This window comes from Burkholderia torrens (genome assembly GCF_984668525.1).
In genome coordinates, this window is sequence record NZ_OZ480211.1 from 3,237,849 (window position 1) to 3,262,294 (window position 24,446).

Here is a 24,446-nt window from a genome sequence, read left to right on the forward strand (position 1 = left end):
CGTGACGCCCCCCGCGCGGCTTACGCCGTGCCGTCGGGCGGCGCGACCGACTGCTCGATCGCGCCGAAGATCGACTTGCCGGCCGCGTCGAACATCTCGATGCGCACGGTGTCGCCGTAGCGCATGAACCCGGTCTGCGGCGCGCCGTGCTCGATCGTCTCGAGGCAGCGCTTCTCGGCGATGCAGCAGTAGCCGCGCTTCGCGTCCTTGTTCGACACGGTGCCGGAACCGACGATCGAGCCGGCACGCAGGTTGCGCGTCTTCGCCGCGTGCGCGACCAGCTGGCCGAAGTGGAACACCATGTCGGTGCCCGCGTCGGGCTGGCCGACCTTCCTGCCGTTCCAGTGGACGATCATCGGCCGGTGCACGCGGCCTTCGCGCCATTCGTCGCCGAGCTCGTCGGGCGTCACGGCGACCGGCGCGAACGCGGTGGCCGGCTTGCTCTGGAAGAAGCCGAAACCCTTCGCGAGCTCGGCAGGAATCAGGTTGCGCAGCGACACGTCGTTCACGAGCGTGACGAGGCGCACGGCCTTCAGCGCGGCGTCGGGCGAGGTGCTCATCGGCACGTCGCCGGTGATCACCGCGACTTCCGCCTCGAAATCGATGCCCCATTCCTCCGACGGGCACACGACGTCGTCGCGCGGCCCCAGGAAATCGTCGCTGCCGCCCTGGTACATCAGCGGATCGGTCCAGAACTCGGGCGGCATCTCGGCGCCGCGCGCGCGGCGTACCAGCTCGACGTGGTTCACGTAGGCGGAGCCGTCGGCCCACTGGAACGCGCGCGGCAGCGGTGCCATGCAGTTGGCCGGATCGAACGCGAACGCATTGCGCGCGCGGCCGTGGTTCAGCGCGTCGTACAGGTCGCGCAGCTGCGGTGCGTAGAACGCCCAGTCGTCGAGGACGCGCTGCAGCGTCGGCGCGATCGCGTCGGCGATCGCCGCGGTGTGCAGGTCGCGCGACACGACGATCAGCTGGCCGTCGCGCGTGCCGTCCTTCAGCGAAGCAAGTTTCATAAGGGGGACTCTGCCGTTGTAGTGACGATGGAGGGAATCTATTTTACGATGGTGAATCCATGCGGCGCGCGACGATCACGCCTGCCGTTTTCACCCCCGTTTTCACCCCGATTCCTGCCGCATTTTCGCGCACCCGCTGCCCATGCCCGCCAACCCGCTTCCCGACGACGATCTCGCCGACTCCGACACCGACGACGCCGCTTCCGGCGAGCACGGCGAGAAGGTCCGTTCCGGCATCCAGTCGATCGAGGTCGGCTTCCGCCTGCTCGACGTGCTGACGAGCGAGCCGCGCGCGATGATGCTGCGCGATCTCGCGCAGCGCGCGGGCATGAGTCCTGCAAAGGCGCACCGCTACCTCGTCAGCTTCTCGCGGCTCGGCGTCGTGTCGCAAGACCCCGTCTCCGGGCGCTACGAACTCGGCGGCTTCGCGTTGCAGATGGGACTCGCGCGGCTCGCGCGCGTCGACGGCGTGAAGCTCGCGCGGATCGCGCTGACCGAATTCCGCGACCGCCTCGACCAGACGGTCGGGATCGCGGTGTGGGGCAACCAGGGGCCGACGATCGTGCACTGGATGGAATCGAGCCATCCGGCGAAGGCGTCGCTGAAGCTCGGCGACGTGATGCCGCTGCTCGGCTCGGCAACCGGCCTGCTGTTCGCCGCGTACCTGCCGCGCAGCAAGACCGCCGCGATGCTCGAGCGCGAACTCGCCGACACGCGCCGCTCGCCGCACCACGGCGGCCCGCGCACGCTCGACGAAGTCGACGCGGTGCTTGCCGACGTGCGCCGGCACGAGGCCGCGCGCGTCGAAGGGATGCTGCTGCCGACGATCCACGCGTTCTGCATGCCGGTGTTCGATGCGGTCGGCGAACTCGCGCTCGCGATCGTCGCGCTCGGCCAGGAAGGCTCGTTCGACATCGCGTGGGGCGGCGAGATCGACACCGCGCTGCGCGCATGCGCGCAAAAACTGTCTTACGAACTCGGCTATAGTCCCGACGCACGCGACGCCTGACGCACCGGATTCATCCGGCGTCACGCGGCGCGAACGCGCGGCGCATCCGACGGTCCGATTCCTGTGACGCGCCGTGCGCCCGACGTCACGCGACCGCCCCGATCCTGTTCCGATGCCCATGCCGCCTGCCGACATCCGCCCGAGCCATGCCCTGCCCCGCCGCTGGCTGCGCGTGGGCGTCGCGCTCGTCGTCGTGCTGGTGCTGCACGCGCTTGCGGCGTTCTGGCTGATGCGCAACCGCGATGCGTTCACGCCGCCGCCCGCCGAGATCCCCGTGCAGATCGAGCTGCTGAAAGCGCAACCGATCGAGCGCCAGCCCGCGCCGCCGGCTCCCAAGCCGGCCGAGCATCCGGCCGCGCCTGCGCCCGCGGCACCCAAGACCGCCGCGCCGAAGCCCGCGCCGTCGCCCGAACCGGTCCTCACGTCGACGCAGACGGCCGAGCACGGCGAACCGCCGGCTGCCGTATCCGCCGCGAGCGGAGCATCGGGTGCATCGGGCGCATCGAGTGCGAACGCCGCATCAGCCGCCGGCGCCGCGACGCCAGGCCCCGCGACGAATGGCGTGAAGTTCTCCGCGCCGCCGTCCGGCGACCTGCAGTACGACACGTTCTACAACGGGATGCAGAACATGATCGGCACGATCCGCTGGCGCACCGACGGGCATACGTACGACCTGTCGGTGTCGATGCCCGTGCCGTTCGTCGGCCCGTTCACCTATCGCAGCGAAGGCCGCATCGACGCGTTCGGCGTCGCGCCCGATCGTTACGTCGAGAAACGCGGCAAGCGGCCGGAAGACATCGCGATCTTCAACCGCGAGATCCGCCAGGTCGTGTTCACGCGCACGCCGAACAACGCGCCGCTGCCCGACGGCGTGCAGGACCGCTTCAGCATGCTGATGCAGCTGTCGGGGCTCGTGCGCGGCAATCCGTCCGCGTACAAGCCGGGCGTCACGCAGCAGTTCTTCGTGATCGACAACAACAGCGGCGAGAACTGGCCGATCGCCGTGATCGGCGACGAGCAGGTGCAGACGCAGGCCGGCATCGTCGACGCGCGGCACTTCATGCGCCTGCCGCGCCGCGACGGCGACACGCGCCGCATCGACATGTGGCTCGCGCCGTCGCTCGGCTGGCTGCCCGCGCGGCTGATGCAGACCGAGCCGAACGGCGCGCAGATCGAGCTGGTGTGGCATGGCCGCCTCTCGGCACCGAACGTGCCGGCCGACGTCGCGCCAGCAGGCGGCGCAACGAACGCGCCCGCGGGCGCACCGGCGCCCGATGTGCCGGCCGCACCGGCCGCGGAACCGGCACAACCCGCGCAGCCGGCTGCCGTGCAACCGGCTGCACAACCCGCACAACCGGCTGCACCGCCGGCATCTTCGACTGTCACAGAGTGAACTCGCGCGTGAACGCGCACGATTCGGCAATTTCGACCGATTACAGATTTCCGTGAAATGGCCGATGACACTCTTTAACAACTATTTCAGTCCACCGGCAGACAATGGGAAACGTTTCATAGACATCGGCTTCTAACCGATACACCCCACGCGAACGGGAACGGGGTGTGCAGCGCAAGCCCCTTGAAACCGGCAAGGCTTGCCCCACCTAGGGGACAACAAGGCCAGATGCCACTGCGAAGAGGAGTGCCGCCATGCAAATGATCTACAACAGCCCCAACTACTGCGTCGTCGAATTTGCGCCGCAGGCCGGCCATCACCTGATGAATGCCGGCGGATACGAAATCGTCGACAAGAACGCGCAGCGCGAGATCTTCATCGACGGCGAACTTGCCGAACGATTCCGCGCACACGTGAAGCAGCTGATCGAGGATGAGCCGTCGCTCGACGAGGTCGACGAATTCCTCGGACAATTCGACAGCCTGATGATGATGCCCGTCGTGCTGCACTGACGGGCCACTGCCCGGCGCCGCGTGCGGCCGCCGGGTCATTCGCCGCGCACCGACGCGGCGCCGCGAGCACTCCGATCCTGCCCCCGCCCGGTTCGCCGGCGGGGGTTTTCATTTGGCCGGCCGGCCCGCGCCGCGCAAGGCCGGGCGGCACCCAGGCGCACCGGCTACAATGGCGGTTTTCCCGTCTTCGCCGATCTTCCGCCCATGTCTGCGACACCTCTCGCCGCTTCCGCCCCGCTCGACGCGCGCTACACGCGCGGCGGCGCCCTGCCCGCGCTGCTGAAATCGCGCATCCTGATCCTCGACGGCGCGATGGGCACGATGATCCAGCGCTACAAGCTCGACGAAGCCGCGTATCGCGGCGAGCGCTTCAAGGATTTCCCGCGCGACATCAAGGGCAACAACGAACTGCTGTCGCTCACGCAGCCGCAGATCATCCGCGAGATCCACGACCAGTATTTCGCGGCCGGCGCCGACATCGTCGAGACCAACACGTTCGGCGCGACGACCGTCGCGCAGGCCGACTACGGGATGGAAGATCTCGTCGTCGAGATGAACGTCGAATCGGCGAGGCTCGCACGCGAATCGGCCGCGAAATACGCGACGCCGGACAAACCGCGCTTCGTCGCGGGCGCGATCGGGCCGACGCCGAAGACGGCCAGCATCTCGCCGGACGTCAACGATCCGGGCGCGCGCAACGTCACGTTCGACGAGCTGCGCACGTCGTACTACCAGCAGGCGAAGGCGTTGCTCGACGGCGGCGTCGACCTGTTCCTCGTCGAGACGATCTTCGACACGCTGAACGCGAAGGCCGCACTGTTCGCGCTCGACGAGCTGTTCGAGGACACCGGCGAGCGCCTGCCGATCATGATCTCGGGCACCGTCACCGATGCATCGGGCCGGATCCTGTCGGGCCAGACGGTCGAGGCGTTCTGGAATTCGCTGCGCCATGCGAAGCCGCTCACGTTCGGCCTGAACTGCGCGCTCGGCGCGGCGCTGATGCGCCCGTACATCGCCGAGCTCGCGAAGCTGTGCGACACCTACGTGTCGTGCTACCCGAACGCGGGCCTGCCGAACCCGATGAGCGACACGGGCTTCGACGAAACGCCGGACGTCACGTCGGGCCTGCTGAAGGAATTCGCGCAAGCCGGCCTCGTGAACCTCGCCGGCGGCTGCTGCGGCACGACGCCCGAACACATCGCCGAAATCGCGAAGGCGCTCGCCGACGTGAAGCCGCGCCGCTGGCCGAACCAGTACAGCGACAACGCCTGACCCGACCGCCCCACGTCCTTCATCAACAAATTCGCACCGCCATGACCGATCACATGATGCGCCTTGCCGGCCTCGAGCCGTTCAACGTCACGCCCGGGACGCTCTTCATCAACGTCGGTGAACGCACCAACGTCACCGGCTCGAAGGCGTTCGCACGGATGATCCTCAACGGCCAGTTCGACGAGGCGCTCGCTGTCGCACGCCAGCAGGTCGAGAACGGCGCGCAGGTGATCGACATCAACATGGACGAGGCGATGCTCGATTCGAAGGCGGCGATGGTGCGCTTCCTGAACCTGATCGCATCGGAGCCGGACATCGCGCGCGTGCCGATCATGATCGACTCGTCGAAGTGGGACGTGATCGAAGCCGGCCTCAAGTGCGTGCAGGGCAAGGCGATCGTGAACTCGATCTCGCTGAAGGAAGGCGAAGACGCGTTCCGCCACCACGCGAGCCTGATCCGCCGCTACGGCGCGGCCGCCGTCGTGATGGCGTTCGACGAAACGGGCCAGGCCGATACCTATGAGCGCAAGACCGAGATCTGCAAGCGCTCGTACGATTTCCTCGTGAACGAAGTCGGCTTCCCGCCGGAAGACATCATCTTCGACCCGAACATCTTCGCGGTCGCGACGGGCATCGAGGAGCACAACAACTACGCGGTCGACTTCATCGAGGCGACCCGCTGGATCAAGCAGAACCTGCCGTACGCGAAGGTGAGCGGCGGCGTGTCGAACGTGTCGTTCTCGTTCCGCGGCAACGACCCGGTGCGCGAGGCGATCCACACCGTGTTCCTGTACCACGCGATCCAGGCCGGGATGGACATGGGCATCGTGAACGCGGGCCAGCTCGGCGTGTACGCCGATCTCGACCCCGAGCTGCGCGAGCGCGTCGAGGACGTGATCCTGAACCGTCGCGAGGATTCCACCGACCGCCTGCTCGAGATCGCCGACAGGTTCAAGGCGGGCGGCGCGAAGAAGGAAGAGAACCTCGAGTGGCGCAACCAGCCGGTCGAGAAGCGGCTCTCGCATGCGCTGGTGCACGGCATCACGACCTTCATCGTCGAGGACACCGAAGAAGTGCGCGCGAAGATCCACGCGGCCGGCGGCCGTCCGATCAACGTGATCGAAGGCCCGCTGATGGACGGGATGAACATCGTCGGCGACCTGTTCGGCCAGGGCAAGATGTTCCTGCCGCAGGTCGTGAAGTCGGCGCGCGTGATGAAGCAGGCCGTCGCGCACCTGATCCCGTTCATCGAGGAAGAAAAGCGTCTGCTCGCGGAAGCGGGCGGCGACGTGCGCGCGAAGGGCAAGATCGTCATCGCGACCGTGAAGGGCGATGTGCACGACATCGGCAAGAACATCGTGTCGGTCGTGCTCCAGTGCAACAACTTCGAAGTGGTCAACATGGGCGTGATGGTGCCGTGCAACGAGATCCTCGCGAAGGCGAAGGTCGAGGGTGCGGACATCATCGGGCTGTCGGGCCTCATCACGCCGAGCCTCGAGGAAATGGCGTACGTCGCATCCGAAATGCAGCGCGACGACTACTTCCGCGTGAAGAAGATCCCGCTGCTGATCGGCGGCGCGACGACGTCGCGCGTGCACACGGCCGTGAAGATCGCGCCGCACTACGAAGGCCCGGTCGTCTACGTGCCCGATGCGTCGCGCTCGGTGTCGGTCGCGTCGAACCTGCTGTCCGACGAAGGCGCGGCGAAGTACCTCGACGAGCTGAAGTCCGACTACGAACGCATCCGCGACCAGCACGCGAACCGCAAGGCGCAGCCGATGGTCACGCTCGCCGAAGCACGCGCGAACAAGACGAAGGTCGACTGGGCCGGCTATACGCCGGTGAAGCCGAAGTTCATCGGCCGCCGCGTGTTCAAGAACTACGACCTCAGCGAGCTCGCGAACTACATCGACTGGGGCCCGTTCTTCCAGACCTGGGATCTCGCGGGCCCGTATCCGGCGATCCTGAACGACGAGATCGTCGGCGAATCGGCGCGGCGCGTGTTCTCGGATGCCAAGTCGATGCTCGCGCGCCTGATCCAGGGCCGCTGGCTGACCGCGAGCGGCGTGATCTCACTGCTGCCGGCGAACACCGTCAACGACGACGACATCGAGATCTACAGCGACGAGTCGCGCTCGGAAGTGCTGCTCACGTGGCGCAACCTGCGCCAGCAGAGCGTGCGCCCGGTGGTCGACGGCGTGATGCGGCCGAACCGCTCGCTCGCCGACTTCATCGCGCCGAAGGAATCGGGCGTCGCCGACTACATCGGGATGTTCGCGGTGACGGCCGGCCTCGGTGTCGACGTGAAGGAAAAGCAGTTCGAAGCCGACCACGACGACTACAGCGCGATCATGCTGAAGGCGCTCGCCGACCGCTTCGCGGAAGCGTTCGCCGAAGCGATGCACGCACGCGTGCGCCGCGAGCTGTGGGGCTACGCGAGCAGCGAGACGCTCGACAACGACGCGTTGATCGCCGAGAAGTACGCGGGCATCCGCCCGGCACCCGGCTACCCGGCCTGCCCCGATCACCTCGTGAAGCGCGACATGTTCGACGTGCTGCATGCGGACGAGATCGGCATGAGCGTGACCGACTCGCTGGCGATGCTGCCGGCCGCGAGTGTGTCGGGCTTCTACCTCGCGCATCCGGACAGCCGCTACTTCTCGGTCGGCAAAATCGGGCAGGATCAGCTCGAGGACTACGCGCAACGCATGGCGCTGTCGCTCGACGACGCGCGCCGCGCGCTCGCGCCGCAGCTGTAACCAGCAAGCCGCGGCCAGCCTGCCGCGACTTGCCGTCACGCGCCCCGGTCACGGGGCGCGTTGTACGACCGCCTCTTTAATCAGGATACCTAATCTCAATATCGATCGATCGAAACTGTAGACACCGAGGCGTTCAGGCACCGGTGCGTGGATAGCCCTTCCCCTGACAGCCCGACACTCCTCCGCCATGCCGCCTTTCGAGATCAGGATCACCGAAACGACGATCGACGCCGCCAGCCCGTTCCCGCAGGCACGCTACCGCGGCGAAAACTGGGACCTGAGTCATTTGCGTCCGTTGACGTTCACATGCGATCTCGACACCGGCTTCGACGTGACGGTTCTGGTCCTGTTCTCCTGTCACTGCTTCACGCGCAGTTTCAAGTGGGACGGGCGCGCCCGCGACACCATTCCGGACGACGAGATCTACGACGACGGCCGCGAAACGCGCGTGCTCTGCGCGGACCGGTATCGCGCATCGCGGCATCTGTTACGTGGCGTGATCGTCGGGCTGGCGACGCGCCGGATCGTTGTCGCGGATGAACGGCAACCCAATTTCGTGACGGTGGAAGCGGTCGCATCGGACGGCACGCAACGCGTGTACGCCGTGTTCTTCGAGGTCTCGAAGGACCGGACCAGAAAACGCCGGCTCATCCTGCGCGTGCAGTCGGCCATTTGCTGGATGGCGAGTTGACCCGACGCCAGCGGGAGGCCCGGAAGGTGGCGTTGCGCACGTTGCTGCGCGCCAGCCTGGAAGGCCGCAAGATCCGGGCATAGAAAAACCAACGGCCGCCTTTCGGCAGCCGTCGCATGCGGGATTCTCTTTCCGTCTTTCGACGCAATACCCACTCCAGGTGGGACCCGATTGCTCGGGCGGCGCTATGTTTTCGCACCCGCTTTCACATAGTCTTGCTTTGAATTATAAGGAATTTCCCCTTTCGGTCAAGGCGGACGCCGCGCTGCCGCCTCCCGTTTTCACACGCATCGTCCGCGAAGCACGCTTTCGTCAGACAAAATGAAAAGCCCGCTCGAAAGCGGGCTTTTTGCCTGACGAATCTCTCGTCCAGCCAGACAAGGAAGCTCAGAAGCCCCAGTGCACGTCGGCCTGACCGGCCTTCGCTTCGCGCAGCATCGTGAGGAACGGCGCGACGCGCTGGGCCAGGCTCGGCGGCACTTCGTGGTGCGCGTGGTCGGCTTCGTCCTCATGGAAATGGCCGGCATGTTCGGCGCGTTCCTGCTTCGCCTGCGCAACGGCGCCTTCCAGCTTGGCGATCGCGTGGTCCAGCTCGTCGTGCGTAATCACACCGCGCTCGCCCAGCTGCTTGCCGACGAGACCCAGCACATACACGGCGAAATCCTTCAGCACGTCGAGATCCTGTGCCGCCTTGCTCTTGAACGTAATCATGACAATTCCCTTTTCATCTTGTTGTGCCTGCGCGGCGCGGTTGGGGAACGCCGGCAGACCGGCGTCCGGCCTCGCGGACGCGGGCCGCCTGAGCGGCATATTAGCACCTGTTAAAATTCTGCGATCCCTGAAACGCGCGCTTAAAAAGCGCGCCGGCGGGCCGGCGTTTCCGGCCGCCACCAACGAAGCCTTCTACCAGCATGCTGCCAGCACACAAACAGACCCTCGAAGCCCTGCTCGCGGATAGCGTCAAGCAGGTCGCACACGCGCTGAAAGGCGCCGACGCAGCATCCGTCGCCCCGACCATCACGCTGGAGCGCCCGAAGGTCGCCGCGCACGGCGACGTCGCGTGCAACGTCGCGATGCAGCTCGCCAAGCCGCTCGGCACGAACCCGCGCCAGCTCGCCGAGCAGATCGTCGCCGCGCTCACCGCGCAGCCCGCCGCGCAAGGCCTCGTCGAGGCCGCCGAGATCGCCGGCCCCGGCTTCATCAACCTGCGCCTGTCGGCCGCCGCGAAGCAGGCGGTGATCGCCGCCGTGTTCGACCAGGGCCGCGCATTCGGCACGTCGGATCGCGAGAAAGGCAAACAAGTGTTGCTCGAATTCGTGTCGGCGAACCCGACCGGCCCGCTGCACGTCGGCCACGGCCGCCAGGCCGCGCTCGGCGACGTGCTCGCGAACGTGATCGCGAGCCAGGGCTACGCGGTGCACCGCGAGTTCTACTACAACGACGCAGGCGTGCAGATCGGCAACCTCGCGATCTCGACGCAGGCGCGCGCACGCGGCCTGAAGCCGGGCGACGCCGGCTGGCCGGAAGCCGCGTACAACGGCGAATACATCGCCGACATCGCACGCGACTTCCTGAACGGCGAAACGGTCGCCGCGTCGGACGGCGAGCCGGTCAAGGGCACGGGCGACGTCGAGGATCTCGACGCGATCCGCAAGTTCGCGGTCACCTACCTGCGCCGCGAACAGGACATGGACCTGCAGGCGTTCGGCGTGAAGTTCGACCAGTACTACCTCGAATCGTCGCTGTACAGCGAAGGCCGTGTCGAGAAGACGGTCGACGCGCTGATCAAGGCCGGCATGACCTACGAGCAGGACGGCGCGCTGTGGCTGCGCACGACCGACGAAGGCGACGACAAGGATCGCGTGATGCGCAAGTCGGACGGCACGTACACGTACTTCGTGCCGGACGTCGCGTACCACGTGACGAAGTGGGAGCGCGGCTTCACGAAGGTGATCAACATCCAGGGCTCGGACCACCACGGCACGATCGCGCGCGTGCGCGCCGGCCTGCAGGGGCTGCACATCGGGATTCCGAAGGGCTATCCCGACTACGTGCTGCACAAGATGGTCACCGTGATGCGCGACGGCCAGGAAGTGAAGATCTCGAAGCGCGCGGGCAGCTACGTGACGGTGCGCGACCTGATCGAATGGTCGGGCGGCGCGGCGGCGGGCCAGGAAGCGGCACCCGACCTGATCGACGAGGCCACCATCACGCGCGGCCGCGACGCGGTGCGTTTCTTCCTGATCTCGCGCAAGGCCGACACCGAGTTCGTGTTCGACATCGACCTCGCGCTGAAACAGAACGACGAAAACCCGGTCTATTACGTCCAGTACGCGCATGCGCGGATCTGCTCGGTGCTCAACGAGCTGAAGTCGCGCTACAACGTCGACGTCGCGCAGCTGCCGGGCGCCGACCTGTCGCAGCTGACGAGCGCGCAGGCGGCGTCGCTGATGCAGAAGCTGGCCGAGTACCCGGACATGCTCACGCACGCGGCGAACGAACTGGCGCCGCACGCGGTCGCGTTCTACCTGCGCGACCTCGCTGGCGAATTCCACTCGTTCTACAATGCGGAGCGCGTGCTGGTCGACGACGAAGCGCCGCGCAATGCGCGCGCCGCGCTCCTCGCCGCGACCCGGCAGGTGCTCGAGAACGGTCTGGCGGTGCTCGGCGTGTCCGCGCCCGCCAAGATGTAAGGATGCAAGCAGCCCGATCCGGGCTGTGAACGGCCGCGGCAGCGCCCGCCGCGGCTCTCACGATTCTTTTTGCAGGTGACTCAAGCAATGGCACAACCACGCCGAACTTCGAAGCAATCGAAACAAGCCGGAGGGACATTTCTTGGAATCGTGCTGGGCCTGATCGTAGGCCTCGCGATCGCAGTGGTGGTGGCGCTCTACATCACGCGTTCGCCGTCGCCGTTCGTGTCGAAGGTCGCACCGCCGCCGGCCGACAACGGCGCGAGCCAGCCGCAGCAGTTCGACCCGAACCGCGCGCTGCAGGGCAAGACGCCCGGCCAGCCGGTGCCGCAGGCCGCGCAGTCGGCGCCGCCGAACACCGCGCCCGGCCAGGCCGCGAACCAGACCCAGGGCGGCCTGCTGCCCGAGCCGCAGATCGTCGAAGTGCCGCCGTCGGCCAACGGGTCGAGCGGCTCGAACAACACGGGCAGCTCGAGCAACACGACCGCGTCGAACAATGCGTCGTCGGGCAACGGCGTCGCCGTCGCGCCGAAGCCGGCCGACACCACGCCGCCGCCGAAGAAGACGCAACAGGCGCAGCAACAGCAGCAAGGCGGCGAGGACGATCTCGCACGGTTCGCCGCGCAGAAGCAGGCGCAGCAGGCCGCCGCGCAAAAGCAGCAGCAACAGCAGCTGGCCGCGAACACGCCGAAGCCGACGTCGTCTGCCACGGCCGCGGCAGCAGCGAAGCCGCCGACCGCGAACGACGCGAACACCGGCTACTTCCTGCAAGTAGGCGCGTACAAGACCGAAGGCGACGCCGAGCAGCAGCGCGCGCGCCTCGGCTTCCAGGGCTTCGAGTCGAAGGTGTCGAAGCGCGATGTCAGCGGCGTGACCTATTTCCGCGTGCGCGTCGGCCCGTTCTCGAAATTCGAGGATATGAACTCGGCCCGTCAGCGCTTGTCCGATGCAGGTGTCGACACGGCGGTGATCCGCTTCACGAAGCAGTAAGCCAACCGGCCGAGCCCACGCAGAACCCGTTACGTTCCGTAACCCGAGCAACCGATTCGACGTTCACAACATGAAAAAACTGCTTAGCACGCTCCTTCTGTCCCTGGGCCTGGCTGCCGGCCTCGCCCAGGCTTCGCCTGCCGCGCCGGTCGCCGGCAAGGACTTCGAGGTGATGAAGTCGCCGCAGCCGGCATCCGCGCCGGCCGGCAAGGTCGAGGTGATCGAGTTCTTCTGGTACGGCTGCCCGCACTGCTACGAATTCGAGCCGACGATCGAGGCCTGGGTGAAGAAGCAGGGCAACAACATCGACTTCAAGCGCGTGCCGGTCGCATTCCGTGACGATTTCGTCCCGCACTCGAAGCTGTTCTACGCGGTGTCCGCGCTCGGCATCTCCGAGAAGGTCACGCCGGCGATCTTCAACGCGATCCACAAGCAGAAGAACTACCTGCTGACGCCGCAGGCGCAAGCCGACTTCCTGGCCACGCAGGGCGTCGACAAGAAGCAGTTCATGGACGCGTACAACTCGTTCAGCGTGCAGGGCGAGGTGAACCAGTCGGCCAAGCTGCTGAAGGACTACGCGATCGACGGCGTGCCGACGGTCGTCGTGCAGGGCAAGTACAAGACGGGCCCCGCCTACACGAACAGCATCCCGGGCACGGCCCAGGTGCTCGACTTCCTCGTGAAGCAGGTTCAGGACAAGAAGCTCTGATCGCCGCCCGCGCACCGGCATGACTACTCCGCTGAAGGTCTTCATCACCGGTGCGTCGAGCGGCCTCGGCCTCGCGATGGCCGAGGAATACGCCCGCCAGGGCGCCACGCTCGCCCTTGTCGCGCGACGCACCGATGCACTAGATGCGTTCGCGCGGCGCTTCCCCAAGCTGTCCATTTCCGTCTATTCCGCCGACGTGCGCGATGCGGATGCGCTCGCGACGGCCGCTGCGTCGTTCATCGCGACGCACGGCTGCCCCGACGTCGTGATCGCGAACGCCGGCATCAGCCAGGGCGCCGTCACGGGCCAAGGCGATCTCGCGACGTTCCGCGACGTGATGGACATCAACTATTACGGGATGGTCGCGACGTTCGAGCCGTTCGTCGGCCCGATGACGGCCGCGCGCCACGGCACGCTGGTCGGCGTCGCGAGCGTCGCCGGCGTACGCGGCCTGCCGGGCTCCGGCGCGTACAGCGCGTCCAAATCGGCCGCGATCAAGTATCTCGAAGCGCTGCGCGTCGAGCTGCGCCCGGCCGGCGTCGGCGTCGTGACGATCGCGCCCGGCTACATCCGCACGCCGATGACCGCGCACAACCCGTACCGGATGCCGTTCCTGATGGACGCCGACCGCTTCGCCGCACGCGCGGCGCGCGCGATCGCCCGGCAGCGCGCGTTCCGCGTGATTCCGTGGCAGATGGGCGTCGTCGCGAAGGTGCTGCACGTGCTGCCGCGCTGGCTGTACGACCGCCTGTTCGAAAAGGCGCCGCGCAAGCCGAAGGCCGGCGCGCACTGACGCCCCGATGAGCGCTCGGCCCGCGTGAAGCTTCGCGGGCCGCCTCTCCGCCTCTCCTCACCGACGCCTGGCCGCTTCGTCACTTCGATTCACCGCACGCACCGCTCCCGCGCCGTCCCCGACACGCTGCCATCCCGCCTCCCGGGTCCCAGCGGCCTTCCACCCGCCGCCTCCGTCGCCCCACTCGCCGCCCCAACACCCGTTCCGTCGCGAACGCAGCCGTTTTTCGGCCAATTCGCCGCGTTCAGGCGCCTTTTTTCACGCGCCGTACGCTTTGACGGTATGCTATTCGCCAGCCGCGCCGGCCCTGTCCGCTTCCGGGCCGCGCCCGCATCCCGTCACCCAGCAAAAAACACAAGCCACGTGGGAGATCCTATGCACGTCAAGCTGTTCGCGGCGGCCGCCGTTGCCGCCGCCCTCGCCGTCCCCGCCCTCGCCGCCGCCAAGCCGCTCACCGTCTGCACGGAATCGAGCCCGGACGGCTTCGACGTCGTGCAGTACAACTCGCTCGTCACGACCAACGCGTCGGCCGACGTGATCTTCAACACGCTCGTGTCCTACGACGAAGCCGCGAAGAAAGTCGTACCCGCGCTCGCCGACAAATGGGAAGCAAGCGCCGACGGCCTCACGTACACGTTCCACCTGCGCCCGAACGTCGCGTTCCAGACCACCGATTATTTCAAGCCGGGCCGCACGCTCAATGCGGACGACGTCGTGTTCACGTTCGCGCGGATGCTCGACGACTCGAACCCGTGGCACAAGGTGGCCGGCGCGAGCGGCTTCCCGCACGCGCAGTCGATGGGCCTCGTGAAGCTGGTGAAGTCGGTCACGAAGGTCGACGACAGCACGGTGAAGTTCGTGCTGAACGAGCCGAACGCGACGTTCGTGCCAATCCTGACGATGGGCTTCGCGTCGATCTACTCGGCCGAATACGCGGACCAGCTGCTGAAGGCCGGCAAGCAGGCCGACCTGAACGCGAAGCCGGTCGGCACGGGCCCGTTCGTGCTGAAGAGCTACACGAAGGATGCGCTGATCCGCTACGACGCGAACCCGACGTACTGGGGCACGAAGCCGAAGGTCGACCGGCTGATCTACGCGATCACGCCCGACCCGTCGGTGCGCCTGCAGAAGGTGAAGGCCGGCGAATGCCAGATTGCGCTGTCGCCGAAGCCGCAGGACGTGCTCGCCGCGAAGGGCGAAAGCGCGCTGAAGGTCGTGCAGACGCCCGCGTTCATGACCGCGTTCGTCGCGCTGAACACGCAGAAGAAGCCGCTCGACAACGACAAGGTGCGCGAGGCACTGAACCTCGCGTTCGACCGCGCGACCTACCTGAAGGTCGTGTTCGACAACACCGCGACGGCCGCGAACAACCCGTATCCGCCGAACACGTGGAGCTACGCGAAGGACGTCGCGCCGTATGCGTACGATCCGGCGAAGGCGAAGCAGCTGCTCGCGCAGGCCGGCTTCCCGAACGGCTTCTCGACGACGATCTGGACGCGCCCGACCGGCAGCGTGCTGAACCCGAACCCGAAGGTCGGCGCGGAACTGCTGCAGGCCGACCTCGCGAAGATCGGCGTGAAGGCCGAGGTGAAAGTGATCGAGTGGGGCGAACTCATCAAGCAGGCGAAGCTCGGCCAGCATGACATGCTGTTCATGGGCTGGGCCGGCGACAACGGCGATCCCGACAACTATCTGTCGCCGCTGTTCAGCTGCAACGCGGTGAAATCGGGCATCAACTTCGCGCGCTTCTGCGATACGCAGCTCGACAAGCTGATCGCCGATGGCAAGTCGACGGCCGACCAGGCGAAGCGCGCAAAGCTGTATGAATCGGCGCAGAAGATCATCCACGACCAGGCGCTGTGGATCCCGCTCGGCTACCCGACCGCGGCCGCTTTGACGCGCACGAACGTGAGCGGCTATCACGTGAGTCCGTTCGGACGGCAGAACTTCACGACGGTCGCCGTGCAGTAACCGTGCGTGGCACGCAAGCGACGGCGCACACGCCGCTCGCTTGCCGCCCGCGCGTGACGCTTGCTACACTGCGCGCCTGTTCCTCATACCGGACGCCAGCCAAAGTGAACAACTAAGCCTTCCCGAAATGTTTTCGCCGCCCGTGCCACGCACGCCGCGCGCGAAGGTCTTCACGCATTTTTGGAGGTGCTTATGGCTGCAGCCACGCCCACCGGCGCGCTCGTCGCGCTTCATCACGTTTCCTTCCGCTTCGACGACGGCATCACGCTGTTCGATTCGCTCGACCTGTCCATCGATCGCACGCCGACCGGCATCGTCGGCCGCAACGGCGTCGGCAAGAGCCTGCTCGCGCAACTGATCGCGGGCCGTTGCGCGCCGAGCGCGGGGACGATCGAGCGGCATACGCACGTCGTCTACGTCGCGCAGCAGCACGATCACGACAACGCAGCAGCCAGCCCGCGGACCGTCGCGCAGATCGCCGCGCTCGATGCGCCGCTCGGCGCGCTCGCGCGTCTCGCGGACGGCCGCGCGGAACCGCACGACTTCGACCTGATCGGCGAGCGCTGGGATCTCGCGGAGCGGCTGCGCACGGCGCTCGACGCGGCCGGGCTGCGCGACGTGCAGCCCGGCACGCCCGCGCACGCGCTGAGCGGCGGCCAGCTCGCACGGGTCGCGCTGATCGGCGCGCTGCTGTCGGGCGCCGGCCTGCTCGTGCTCGACGAACCGACCAACCATCTCGACGCGCCGGGCCGCGCATGGCTGCATGCGGCGCTCGACGGCTGGCGCGGCGGCGTCGTCATCGTGAGCCACGATCGTGCGCTGCTCGCCGGCGTGCAGCGCATCGTCGAGCTGACGCCGCACGGCGTGCACTCGTACGGCGGCAACTACGCGCTCTACCGCGCGCAGCGCGACGCGGAACGGGATGCCGCGCAAGCAGCGCTCGACCATGCGCGCACCGAGCGCGGGCGCGTGCGGCGCAGGCTCGAACAGGAACACGACACGATCCAGCGCCATGCGGCCGCGTCGCTGCGCGACGCGAAGACGGCCAACCTGTCGTCGGGCGCGAAGCAAAGCCGCAAAGGTGCGGCACGCAGCATCATGGGGGCGGTCCGGCGTCATCAGGGCGACTTCAAGGCGACGCTCGACGAGCGCGTGCATGAAGCGGCTGCACGCGTCGAAGCCGACGCGCCCGTGCTCGTGTCGCTGCCGGGTACCGAGCTCAGCGCCCGCCGCCAGCTGTTCACGCTCGACCGTGCGCAACTGCCGTGGCACGTCGCTGGCGCTGCCGATGCGATCACGTGGTCGGCGAGCGGCGCGGTGCGTATCGCGCTGACGGGCCCGAACGGCTGCGGCAAATCGACGTTGCTGAGGATGCTCGCGGGCGAGCTCGCGCCGCGTTCAGGGAAATGCGCGACGCATGTAAGCGCCGCGTATCTCGACCAGCGGCTCGCGTTGCTCGATCCCGGGCGCTCGATCGTCGAGCAACTGGGGCTGCTCGATACGCCGCTTGCCGAAGGCGACCTGCGTAGCCGTCTCGCGCTGCTGCAGCTCGACGCGACGCGCGCGACGCAGCCCGCCCGGCAACTGAGCGGCGGCGAACGACTGAAGGCCGCGCTCGCATGCGCGTTGTGGCGGGGCACGCCCGCGCAGCTGTTGCTGCTCGACGAGCCGACCAATCACCTCGATCTGGAATCGGTGCGCGCGATCGAAGCCGCGCTGGGCGGCTTCCCGGGCGCGATCGTCGTCGCGTCGCACGACCCCGCGTTTCTCGCGGCGCTCGAACCGACGCACACGATGCAATGGCATCGCGACGGGTGGCGCTACGAGCCCGTCGTGTAAGGACGACGACGCGCGCTCAGCCGGCCGTGCGGAATCGCAGCACCCCGTCGTCGCCCTGCTCGCGCACGAGCTCGCCCGCGAGCCACAGCAGGTTCAGGTGCGCGAGCGCCTCGCCGAGCGCGAACGTCATCTGGTGAATGTCGAGCTCGCGGCGGCGGAACATGATCGGCACGATGTCCGCTGCGCTCGTCGGCTTCTCCGCGCACGCGACGCGCACTTCGGCAAGCCGCGCATCGTGGTGTTCGCGCAGTTGCGCGATGCGCGTGCGCACGCCGCGGAACGGCTTGCCGTGCGACGGCAGCACGAGCGTATCGGGCGCCATCGTCTCGTAGCGGCCGAGCGACTGCAGGTACAGCGCGAGCGGGTTGCCTTCCGGTTCGAGGTCGAACACCGACACGTTCGTCGAGATGCGCGGCAGCACCATGTCGCCGGAGATCAGCACGCCGTCCGCTTCGCTGTGCAGCGCGCAATGTTCAGGCGAATGACCGAAGCCCGTGACGACGCGCCACGTGCGCGCGCCGATCGTCACCGCATCGCCATCGCGCAGGCGCCGGTAGCGCGGCGGCACGGCCGGCACGAGGTCCGAGTAGTAGTTGCGGCGGTTGCGCAGCTTGTCGAGCGCGGCCGGATCGGTGAGCCCGTGGCGCGCGAAATGATCGGCAGCCGCGGCGCCGCCCGCGTTCGAGCCGTTGCCGGCCGCCATCAGGCAGCCGAACATGTATTCGCCGAGCGTCATCCACAGCCGCACGTTCCAGCGGCCCCGGTCGCCGCCTTCGCACAGCCAGTTCGCGAGGCCGAAGTGATCGGGGTGGCAGTGCGTGACGAGCACGCGCAGCACCGGCAGGCCGTCGAGATGCGTGTCGAAGATCTGCTCCCAGTGCGTGCGGATCGCGTCCGACGCGATCCCGCAATCGACGATCGTCCAGCCGGCCTGCCCGTCGATCTCGTCGCGCAGCAGCCAGAGGTTGATGTGGTCGAGCGAGAACGGCAGCGGCATGCGCAGCCAGCGCACGCCGGGCGCGACCTCGAACGTGTCGCCCGCGGCGGGCAGCGTGTCGGCGAAGGGGTAGTCGAGTTGGTGTTCCAGGGCGTTCATCGGTGGGGCGTCTCGTCGTTATCGGTGCGAATGCACGCCGGCGGCAGTCACGGCGGGCGTTGCGCCGATTCTATCGCCGTCACGCGAAACGCGTGCCCCGGCGGCGGCCGGGCCGGCAAAAAAGTTCGTGCCAGAATCGGTTCCGTACCCGTATCTTTACGCGAAGATGCACCGAACGGCACGCAACGGCAAACAACGCACCGATCGACGGCCGTCGGCGCGTCACCGCGAAAGTCATTGAAACGCCGACTTGGGCGCTAAAATGGCGAGTGCTTACAGCCCCTTGAACGAGCCTGCACGCGATGAATCACTTCCCCAAACTGCTGTCGTCGCAGATCGGTTTCGACGTCGCGCAGACGATGCTCGAATACTTCGATCGCCATTACCGGATCTTCCGCGAAGCGGCGGTCGAGGCGAAGACGCTGTTCGAGCGCGGCGACTGGCACGGGCTGCAGCGGCTCGCGCGCGAGCGGATCACGTCGTACGACGATCGCGTGCAGGAATGCGTCGAGGTGCTCGAAGACGAATACGACGCCGAGAACATCGACGACGAAGTGTGGCAGCAGATCAAGCTGCACTACATCGGCCTGCTCACGTCGCATCGCCAGCCCGAGTGCGCGGAAACCTTCTTCAATTCGGTGTGCTGCAAGATCCTGCACCGTTCGTACTTCAGCAACGATTTCATCTTCGTGCGCCCGGCGATCTCGACCGAGTACCTGGAGAACGACGAACCGGCCGCGAAGCCGACCTACCGCGCGTACTATCCGGGCACCGACGGGCTCGCCGCCACGCTCGAGCGCGTCGTCACGAACTTCCAGCTCGAACCGGCATTCGAGGATCTGCCGCGCGACATCGGCTGCGTGATGCAGGCGATCGACGACGAATTCGGCCACTTCGACGCGGCGCCGAATTTCCAGATCCACGTGCTGTCGTCGCTGTTCTTTCGCAACAAGAGCGCGTACGTCATCGGCCGCATCATCAACGCCGACCGCGTGCTGCCGTTCGCGGTGCCGATCCGCCACGTGCGTCCGGGCCTGCTCGCGCTCGACACGGTGCTGCTGCGCCGCGACCTGCTGCAGATCATCTTCAGCTTCTCGCACTCGTACTTCCTCGTCGACATGGGCGTGCCGTCCGCGTACGTGGATTTCCTCTGCACGATCATGCCGGGCAAGCCGAAGGCCGAGATCTACACGTCGGTCGGCCTGCAGAAACAGGGCAAGAACCTGTTCTACCGCGACCTGCTGCACCACCTGTCGCATTCGAGCGACCGCTTCATCATCGCGCCCGGGATCAAGGGCCTCGTGATGCTCGTGTTCACGCTGCCGTCGTTCCCGTACGTGTTCAAGATCATCAAGGACCAGTTCCCGCCGCCGAAGGAAACGACGCGCGCGCAGATCATGGAGAAGTACCAGCTCGTGAAGCGCCACGACCGCCTGGGGCGGATGGCCGACACGCTCGAGTATTCGAGCGTCGCGCTGCCGCTCGCGCGGCTCGACCACGCGCTCGTGCGCGAACTCGAGAAGGAAGTGCCGTCGCTGCTCGAATACGAGGACGACAACCTCGTGATCAAGCACCTGTACATCGAGCGCCGGATGACGCCGCTCAACCTGTACCTGCAGAACGGCAGCGACGCGGACGTCGAGCACGGCGTGAAGGAATACGGCAACGCGGTGAAGGAGCTGATGAAGGCGAACATCTTCCCCGGCGACATGCTGTACAAGAACTTCGGCGTCACGCGCCACGGCCGCGTCGTGTTCTACGACTACGACGAGATCGAATACCTGACCGACTGCAACGTGCGCCGCGTGCCGCCGCCGCGCAACGAGGAAGACGAGCTGTCCGGCGAACCGTGGTATACCGTCGGCCCGCACGACATCTTTCCGGAGACCTACGGACCGTTCCTGCTCGGCGACCCGCGCGTGCGCAGCGTGTTCATGAAGCATCACGCGGACTTTTTCGATCCCGCGCTGTGGCAGGCGAGCAAGGACAAGCTGATGCAGGGCGAACTGCCCGATTTTTACCCGTACGACACGGCGCTGCGCTTCAGCGTGCGCTACCCCGCGCGCTTCGGCGCGGCGGACCAGAACGACGGCGAAGGCGACGCGCAGCGCGCGGCCTGACGCCGGTGACACCGAACCCGATATCGACCCGATTTCCGCCAACGGAATCCACACCGATGAACACCCAAGACAATCCGCTTTCACATCTGTTCGACAACAACGAAGCCTGGGTCAAGCGCAAGCTCGAGGACGATCCGGAATTCTTCGCGCGCCTCGCCGACCAGCAGGCGCCGGAATATCTGTGGATCGGCTGCTCGGATTCGCGCGTGCCCGCGAACCAGATCATCGGCCTGCCGCCGGGCGAAGTATTTGTGCATCGCAACATCGCGAACGTCGTCGTGCACAGCGACCTGAACTGCCTGTCGGTGATCCAGTTCGCGGTCGACATCCTGCGTGTGAAGCACATCATGGTCGTCGGCCACTACGGCTGCTCGGGCGTGAACGCGGCGCTGCTCAACCGCCGCGTCGGCCTCGCGGACAACTGGCTGCACCACGTGCAGGACGTGCGCGAGCGCCACGCGGCCCTGCTCGACGGCTGGCCGGTCGGCGAAGCGCGCTATCGCCGCCTGATCGAGCTGAACGCGATCGAGCAGGTCGTCAACGTGTGCCGCACGACGATCGTCAACGACGCGTGGGCGCGCGGCCAGTCGCTCACCGTGCACGGGCTCGTGTACGGCGTGCACGACGGCCGGATGCGCAACCTCGGGATGTCCGTGTCGAACTTCGACGCGCTCGACGAGACCTACAAGCGCTGCGTGGCCGCACTGACCGCCGGGGGCCAGCATGCACCGGACAACGACATGATCGCGGCGGACGCCGCCGCTCGGCTCGAAGGCGTTGCGCAGGCGGTCGCCGCGACGCTGAAGCCGTGCGACGACGCGAAGCAGTAATGCGCCAGCAGCCTGGCGGCGGCCGCGACGCGGCCACGGCACGCATCGAACGGATCTGACACCGGCGCCGCCAAGGCGGCGCCCAGGAAAGGAGCGATGGGCATGAAAACCGTACTGATCGTCGGCGCATCGCGCGGCCTCGGCCGCGAATTCGTCCGGCAATACCGGCGCGACGGCTGGAACGTGATCGCGACCGCGCGCGACGAAGCGTCGCTCGACGCGCTGCGCGCGCTCGGCGCGCACGCGCATGCGCTCGACATCACGCAGCCCGAGCAGATCGCGGCGCTCGGCTGGAAGCTCGACGGCGAACGCCTCGATGCAGCCGTGCTCGTGCCGGGTGTGTACGGGCCGCGCACCGAAGGCGTCGAGACGATCACGGCCGAGGATTTCGACGCGGTGATGCATACGAACGTGCGCGGGCCGATGCAGCTGCTGCCGATCCTGCTGCCGCTCGTCGAGGACGCACGCGGCGTGCTGGCCGTCGTGTCGAGCCGGATGGGCAGCATCGCCGAGGCGACCGGCACGACCGGCTGGCTGTACCGCGCGAGCAAGGCGGCGCTGAACGACGCGCTGCGCATCGCGTCGCTGCAGACGCGCCATGCCGCGTGCATCTCGCTGCATCCCGGCTGGGTGCGCACCGACATGGGCGGCGCGCAGGCCGCGATCGATCCCGAAACGAGCGTGACCGGCATGCGCCGCGTGATCGCCGAATCCGGCGCGGACGTGTCGCAGGCCAACGGCCGCTTCTTCCAGTACGACGGCGTCGAGCTGAGCTGGTGAGCCGAATCGACAACCGATCGTCGTTAATTCCCGTTTCGCATGATTTTGAACCGACCTGACGCGTGCCCGTGCGGCGGCGCGTCCCCCGCGCCCGCCGGCAAAGCGCCGGCGCCGCGCTACGCGGCCTGCTGCGGCCGCTTCATCGACGGCGGCGAAGCCGCGCCGACCGCGCTCGAGTTGATGCGTTCGCGGTACAGCGCGTACGTGCTCGGCGCGACCGGCTACCTGCGCGCGACGTGGGCCGCGCGCACCTGCCCACCCGATCTCGATACCGACCCCGATGCACCCGACGCGCCGCGCTGGCTCGGCCTCGCGGTCAAACGCCATGCGCCGCTCGACGAACGCCACGCGGAGGTCGAATTCGTGGCCCGCTACAAGGTCGGCGGACGCGCATACCGGCTCCACGAGACGAGCCGTTTCGAGCGCGACGAACACGGTTTCTGGCGCTATGTCGACGGCGAAGTAAGTGAACGCTGACAAATAGTTGCCATGTCAGACGCCGGGTAATTCCCGCATTGCACAACCCGATTTTGTCGGGCTACGATGAGCTCGAATTGGTCATGTTGCATGGCAGGGCTTACGAATGGCGTTCAGCAAGGTATTGGTGGGATGGATGGCGGCCTGTGCGCTGTCGGCCGCTCAGGCCGGTACGCTGCCGAACGCAAATGCGGGTACGGGCGCCAGCGGGTCGCTCGCCCATGCCGAGCGCTTCGATTACGGCGACTCGAACCTGCCGCAGGTCGCGGCCGATCTCAACGAACGGATTCTCCGCATCCCGGCCGATGCGTCGGGCGCCGTCACGCTCGAGGCGACGCTCTTCAAGCCGGACGGCCCCGGCCCGTTCCCGCTCGTCGTCTTCAATCACGGCAAGAACACCGGCGATCTCCATCTGCAGCCGCGCAGCCGGCCGCTCGCGTTCGCGCGCGAATTCGTGCGTCGCGGCTATGCGGTGATCGCGCCGAACCGCCAGGGCTTCGCCGGCTCGGACGGCACGTACCAGCAGGAAGGCTGCAACGTCGGCAAGAACGGCCTCGCGCAGGCCGCCGACGTCGACGCGACGGTGCGCTACATGTCGCACCAGCCGTATGTCGATGCGTCGCGCATCGTCGTCGCCGGCACGTCGCACGGCGGCCTCGCATCGGTCGCGTACGGCACCGAGGCCGCACCGGGCGTGCGCGGCATCATCAACTTCTCGGGCGGGCTGCGCCAGGACCTGTGCGACGGCTGGCAGCGCAACCTCGTCGATGCGTTCGACCAGTACGGCGCGCACACGGCCGTGCGCTCGCTGTGGCTGTACGGCGACAACGATTCGGTCTGGACGCCCGCGCTCGTCGCGCAGATGCACGACGCGTACGTGTCGCACGGCACGCAGGCGCAGTTCATCGATTTCGGCCGCTACAAGGACGATGCGCACCGGCTGATCGTCGATCGCGACGGCGTGCCCGTATGGTGGCCGGCCGTCAATGCGTTCCTCGCAACACTGAACCTGCCGACCTCGGTGCGCTATGCGGTCGCGAACCCGCACGAGCCGAAGGCCACCGGCTACGCGTCGATCGATGCGGTCAACGCGGTGCCGTATGTCGACGAAGCCGGTCGCGAAGGCTATCGCCGCTTCCTGAACCAGCATCCGAGCCGCGCGTTCGCGGTGTCGTCGGAAGGCGCCTGGTCGTGGGCGGAAGGCGGCGACGACCCGATGGCGCTCGCACTCGACAACTGCTCGAAGCAAGGCGCGGGCGCATGCCGGCTGTACGCGGTCAACGACCATGTCGTGTGGAACACGACGCAGACGGCCGACAACGGCGACGCCAACGCGCGCGACGCCGATACGCACGCACTGGCTTCGCGCTGACGCGCGGCGGGTCCTCCGCCGCCGCACCCTTCCCGCCTGATCCGGTTCTGCCTCCCGCCTCTCCTCGGCGTGCGGTTACGGCTGCCTGCCGTTCCGGCTGCCCGTTTTCGCCCTGATTCCGTAGACG

At 67.3% G+C, this 24,446-nt stretch carries 20 protein-coding genes; 17 read left to right on the forward strand and 3 right to left on the reverse strand.

Annotated elements, in window-relative coordinates:
• Positions 1 to 20: 20 nt before the first annotated feature.
• Positions 21 to 1,013, reverse strand: coding sequence for a fumarylacetoacetate hydrolase family protein (locus tag AC5LXX_RS15025; RefSeq protein WP_493409946.1), 993 nt, complete (start codon positions 1,011 to 1,013; stop codon positions 21 to 23).
• A 142-nt stretch (positions 1,014 to 1,155) separates the two neighbouring features.
• On the opposite strand from AC5LXX_RS15025, the gene AC5LXX_RS15030 reads away from it, so the two are divergent.
• The 6 genes from AC5LXX_RS15030 to AC5LXX_RS15055 all read left to right on the forward strand — a co-directional run bounded on the left by AC5LXX_RS15030 (position 1,156) and on the right by AC5LXX_RS15055 (position 8,649).
• Complete coding sequence (locus AC5LXX_RS15030; protein WP_493409947.1) at positions 1,156 to 2,022, forward strand: IclR family transcriptional regulator; 867 nt, start codon at positions 1,156 to 1,158, stop codon at positions 2,020 to 2,022.
• Positions 2,023 to 2,134: 112 nt separating this feature from the next.
• Complete coding sequence (locus AC5LXX_RS15035) at positions 2,135 to 3,415, forward strand: DUF3108 domain-containing protein (protein WP_493409948.1); 1,281 nt, start codon at positions 2,135 to 2,137, stop codon at positions 3,413 to 3,415.
• Between the two features lie 254 nt (positions 3,416 to 3,669).
• Positions 3,670 to 3,927 (forward strand): BTH_I0359 family protein, encoded by a 258-nt coding sequence (locus AC5LXX_RS15040; protein WP_006477667.1) that lies wholly within the window; start codon positions 3,670 to 3,672, stop codon positions 3,925 to 3,927.
• 204 nt (positions 3,928 to 4,131) lie between these two features.
• Complete coding sequence (locus AC5LXX_RS15045; protein ID WP_493409949.1) at positions 4,132 to 5,199, forward strand: homocysteine S-methyltransferase family protein; 1,068 nt, start codon at positions 4,132 to 4,134, stop codon at positions 5,197 to 5,199.
• A gap of 41 nt (positions 5,200 to 5,240) precedes the next feature.
• Positions 5,241 to 7,958: a methionine synthase gene (gene metH, locus AC5LXX_RS15050; RefSeq protein WP_493409950.1), complete on the forward strand. Its 2,718-nt coding sequence runs from the start codon at positions 5,241 to 5,243 to the stop codon at positions 7,956 to 7,958.
• Between the two features lie 187 nt (positions 7,959 to 8,145).
• Positions 8,146 to 8,649 (forward strand): YjaZ family protein, encoded by a 504-nt coding sequence (locus AC5LXX_RS15055; protein ID WP_493409951.1) that lies wholly within the window; start codon positions 8,146 to 8,148, stop codon positions 8,647 to 8,649.
• A gap of 387 nt (positions 8,650 to 9,036) precedes the next feature.
• Here AC5LXX_RS15055 and AC5LXX_RS15060 read toward each other — a convergent pair whose 3' ends face one another.
• Positions 9,037 to 9,360 (reverse strand): DUF1840 domain-containing protein, encoded by a 324-nt coding sequence (locus AC5LXX_RS15060; protein ID WP_006489103.1) that lies wholly within the window; start codon positions 9,358 to 9,360, stop codon positions 9,037 to 9,039.
• Between the two features lie 200 nt (positions 9,361 to 9,560).
• On the opposite strand from AC5LXX_RS15060, the gene argS reads away from it, so the two are divergent.
• The 6 genes from argS (at position 9,561) to AC5LXX_RS15090 (ending at position 17,644) form a co-directional block, all read left to right on the forward strand.
• The gene (gene argS, locus AC5LXX_RS15065) at positions 9,561 to 11,342 is read left to right on the forward strand and encodes an arginine--tRNA ligase (protein ID WP_034189171.1); all 1,782 of its coding nucleotides are present in this window, start codon (positions 9,561 to 9,563) and stop codon (positions 11,340 to 11,342) included.
• Positions 11,343 to 11,429: 87 nt separating this feature from the next.
• Positions 11,430 to 12,332 (forward strand): SPOR domain-containing protein, encoded by a 903-nt coding sequence (locus tag AC5LXX_RS15070; protein WP_493409952.1) that lies wholly within the window; start codon positions 11,430 to 11,432, stop codon positions 12,330 to 12,332.
• 70 nt (positions 12,333 to 12,402) lie between these two features.
• A complete protein-coding gene (locus AC5LXX_RS15075) occupies positions 12,403 to 13,041 on the forward strand; it encodes a thiol:disulfide interchange protein DsbA/DsbL (RefSeq protein ID WP_493409953.1) in 639 nt (212 codons plus the stop codon).
• A 19-nt stretch (positions 13,042 to 13,060) separates the two neighbouring features.
• Positions 13,061 to 13,834, forward strand: a complete 774-nt coding sequence (locus AC5LXX_RS15080) for an SDR family oxidoreductase (protein ID WP_493409954.1) — start codon at positions 13,061 to 13,063, stop codon at positions 13,832 to 13,834.
• Between the two features lie 375 nt (positions 13,835 to 14,209).
• Positions 14,210 to 15,805, forward strand: a complete 1,596-nt coding sequence (locus AC5LXX_RS15085) for an ABC transporter substrate-binding protein (protein ID WP_493409955.1) — start codon at positions 14,210 to 14,212, stop codon at positions 15,803 to 15,805.
• A gap of 192 nt (positions 15,806 to 15,997) precedes the next feature.
• The gene (locus AC5LXX_RS15090; protein WP_493409956.1) at positions 15,998 to 17,644 is read left to right on the forward strand and encodes an ABC-F family ATP-binding cassette domain-containing protein; all 1,647 of its coding nucleotides are present in this window, start codon (positions 15,998 to 16,000) and stop codon (positions 17,642 to 17,644) included.
• Between the two features lie 16 nt (positions 17,645 to 17,660).
• Here the strand turns inward: AC5LXX_RS15090 and AC5LXX_RS15095 are convergent, their stop codons facing one another.
• Complete coding sequence (locus AC5LXX_RS15095; protein WP_493409957.1) at positions 17,661 to 18,740, reverse strand: MBL fold metallo-hydrolase; 1,080 nt, start codon at positions 18,738 to 18,740, stop codon at positions 17,661 to 17,663.
• Between the two features lie 302 nt (positions 18,741 to 19,042).
• On the opposite strand from AC5LXX_RS15095, the gene aceK reads away from it, so the two are divergent.
• The 5 genes from aceK to AC5LXX_RS15120 all read left to right on the forward strand — a co-directional run bounded on the left by aceK (position 19,043) and on the right by AC5LXX_RS15120 (position 24,319).
• Positions 19,043 to 20,860 carry a bifunctional isocitrate dehydrogenase kinase/phosphatase gene (gene aceK, locus AC5LXX_RS15100; protein WP_493409958.1) on the forward strand — a complete coding sequence of 606 codons (1,818 nt, stop codon included), beginning with the start codon at positions 19,043 to 19,045 and terminating at the stop codon, positions 20,858 to 20,860.
• Between the two features lie 56 nt (positions 20,861 to 20,916).
• Positions 20,917 to 21,690: a carbonate dehydratase gene (gene can / locus AC5LXX_RS15105; protein ID WP_493409959.1), complete on the forward strand. Its 774-nt coding sequence runs from the start codon at positions 20,917 to 20,919 to the stop codon at positions 21,688 to 21,690.
• Between the two features lie 102 nt (positions 21,691 to 21,792).
• A complete protein-coding gene (locus AC5LXX_RS15110) occupies positions 21,793 to 22,470 on the forward strand; it encodes an SDR family oxidoreductase (RefSeq protein WP_493409960.1) in 678 nt (225 codons plus the stop codon).
• Between the two features lie 39 nt (positions 22,471 to 22,509).
• Positions 22,510 to 22,947, forward strand: a complete 438-nt coding sequence (locus AC5LXX_RS15115) for a YchJ family protein (protein ID WP_493409961.1) — start codon at positions 22,510 to 22,512, stop codon at positions 22,945 to 22,947.
• A gap of 106 nt (positions 22,948 to 23,053) precedes the next feature.
• The gene (locus AC5LXX_RS15120; protein ID WP_493409962.1) at positions 23,054 to 24,319 is read left to right on the forward strand and encodes a dienelactone hydrolase family protein; all 1,266 of its coding nucleotides are present in this window, start codon (positions 23,054 to 23,056) and stop codon (positions 24,317 to 24,319) included.
• Positions 24,320 to 24,446 lie beyond the last annotated feature (127 nt).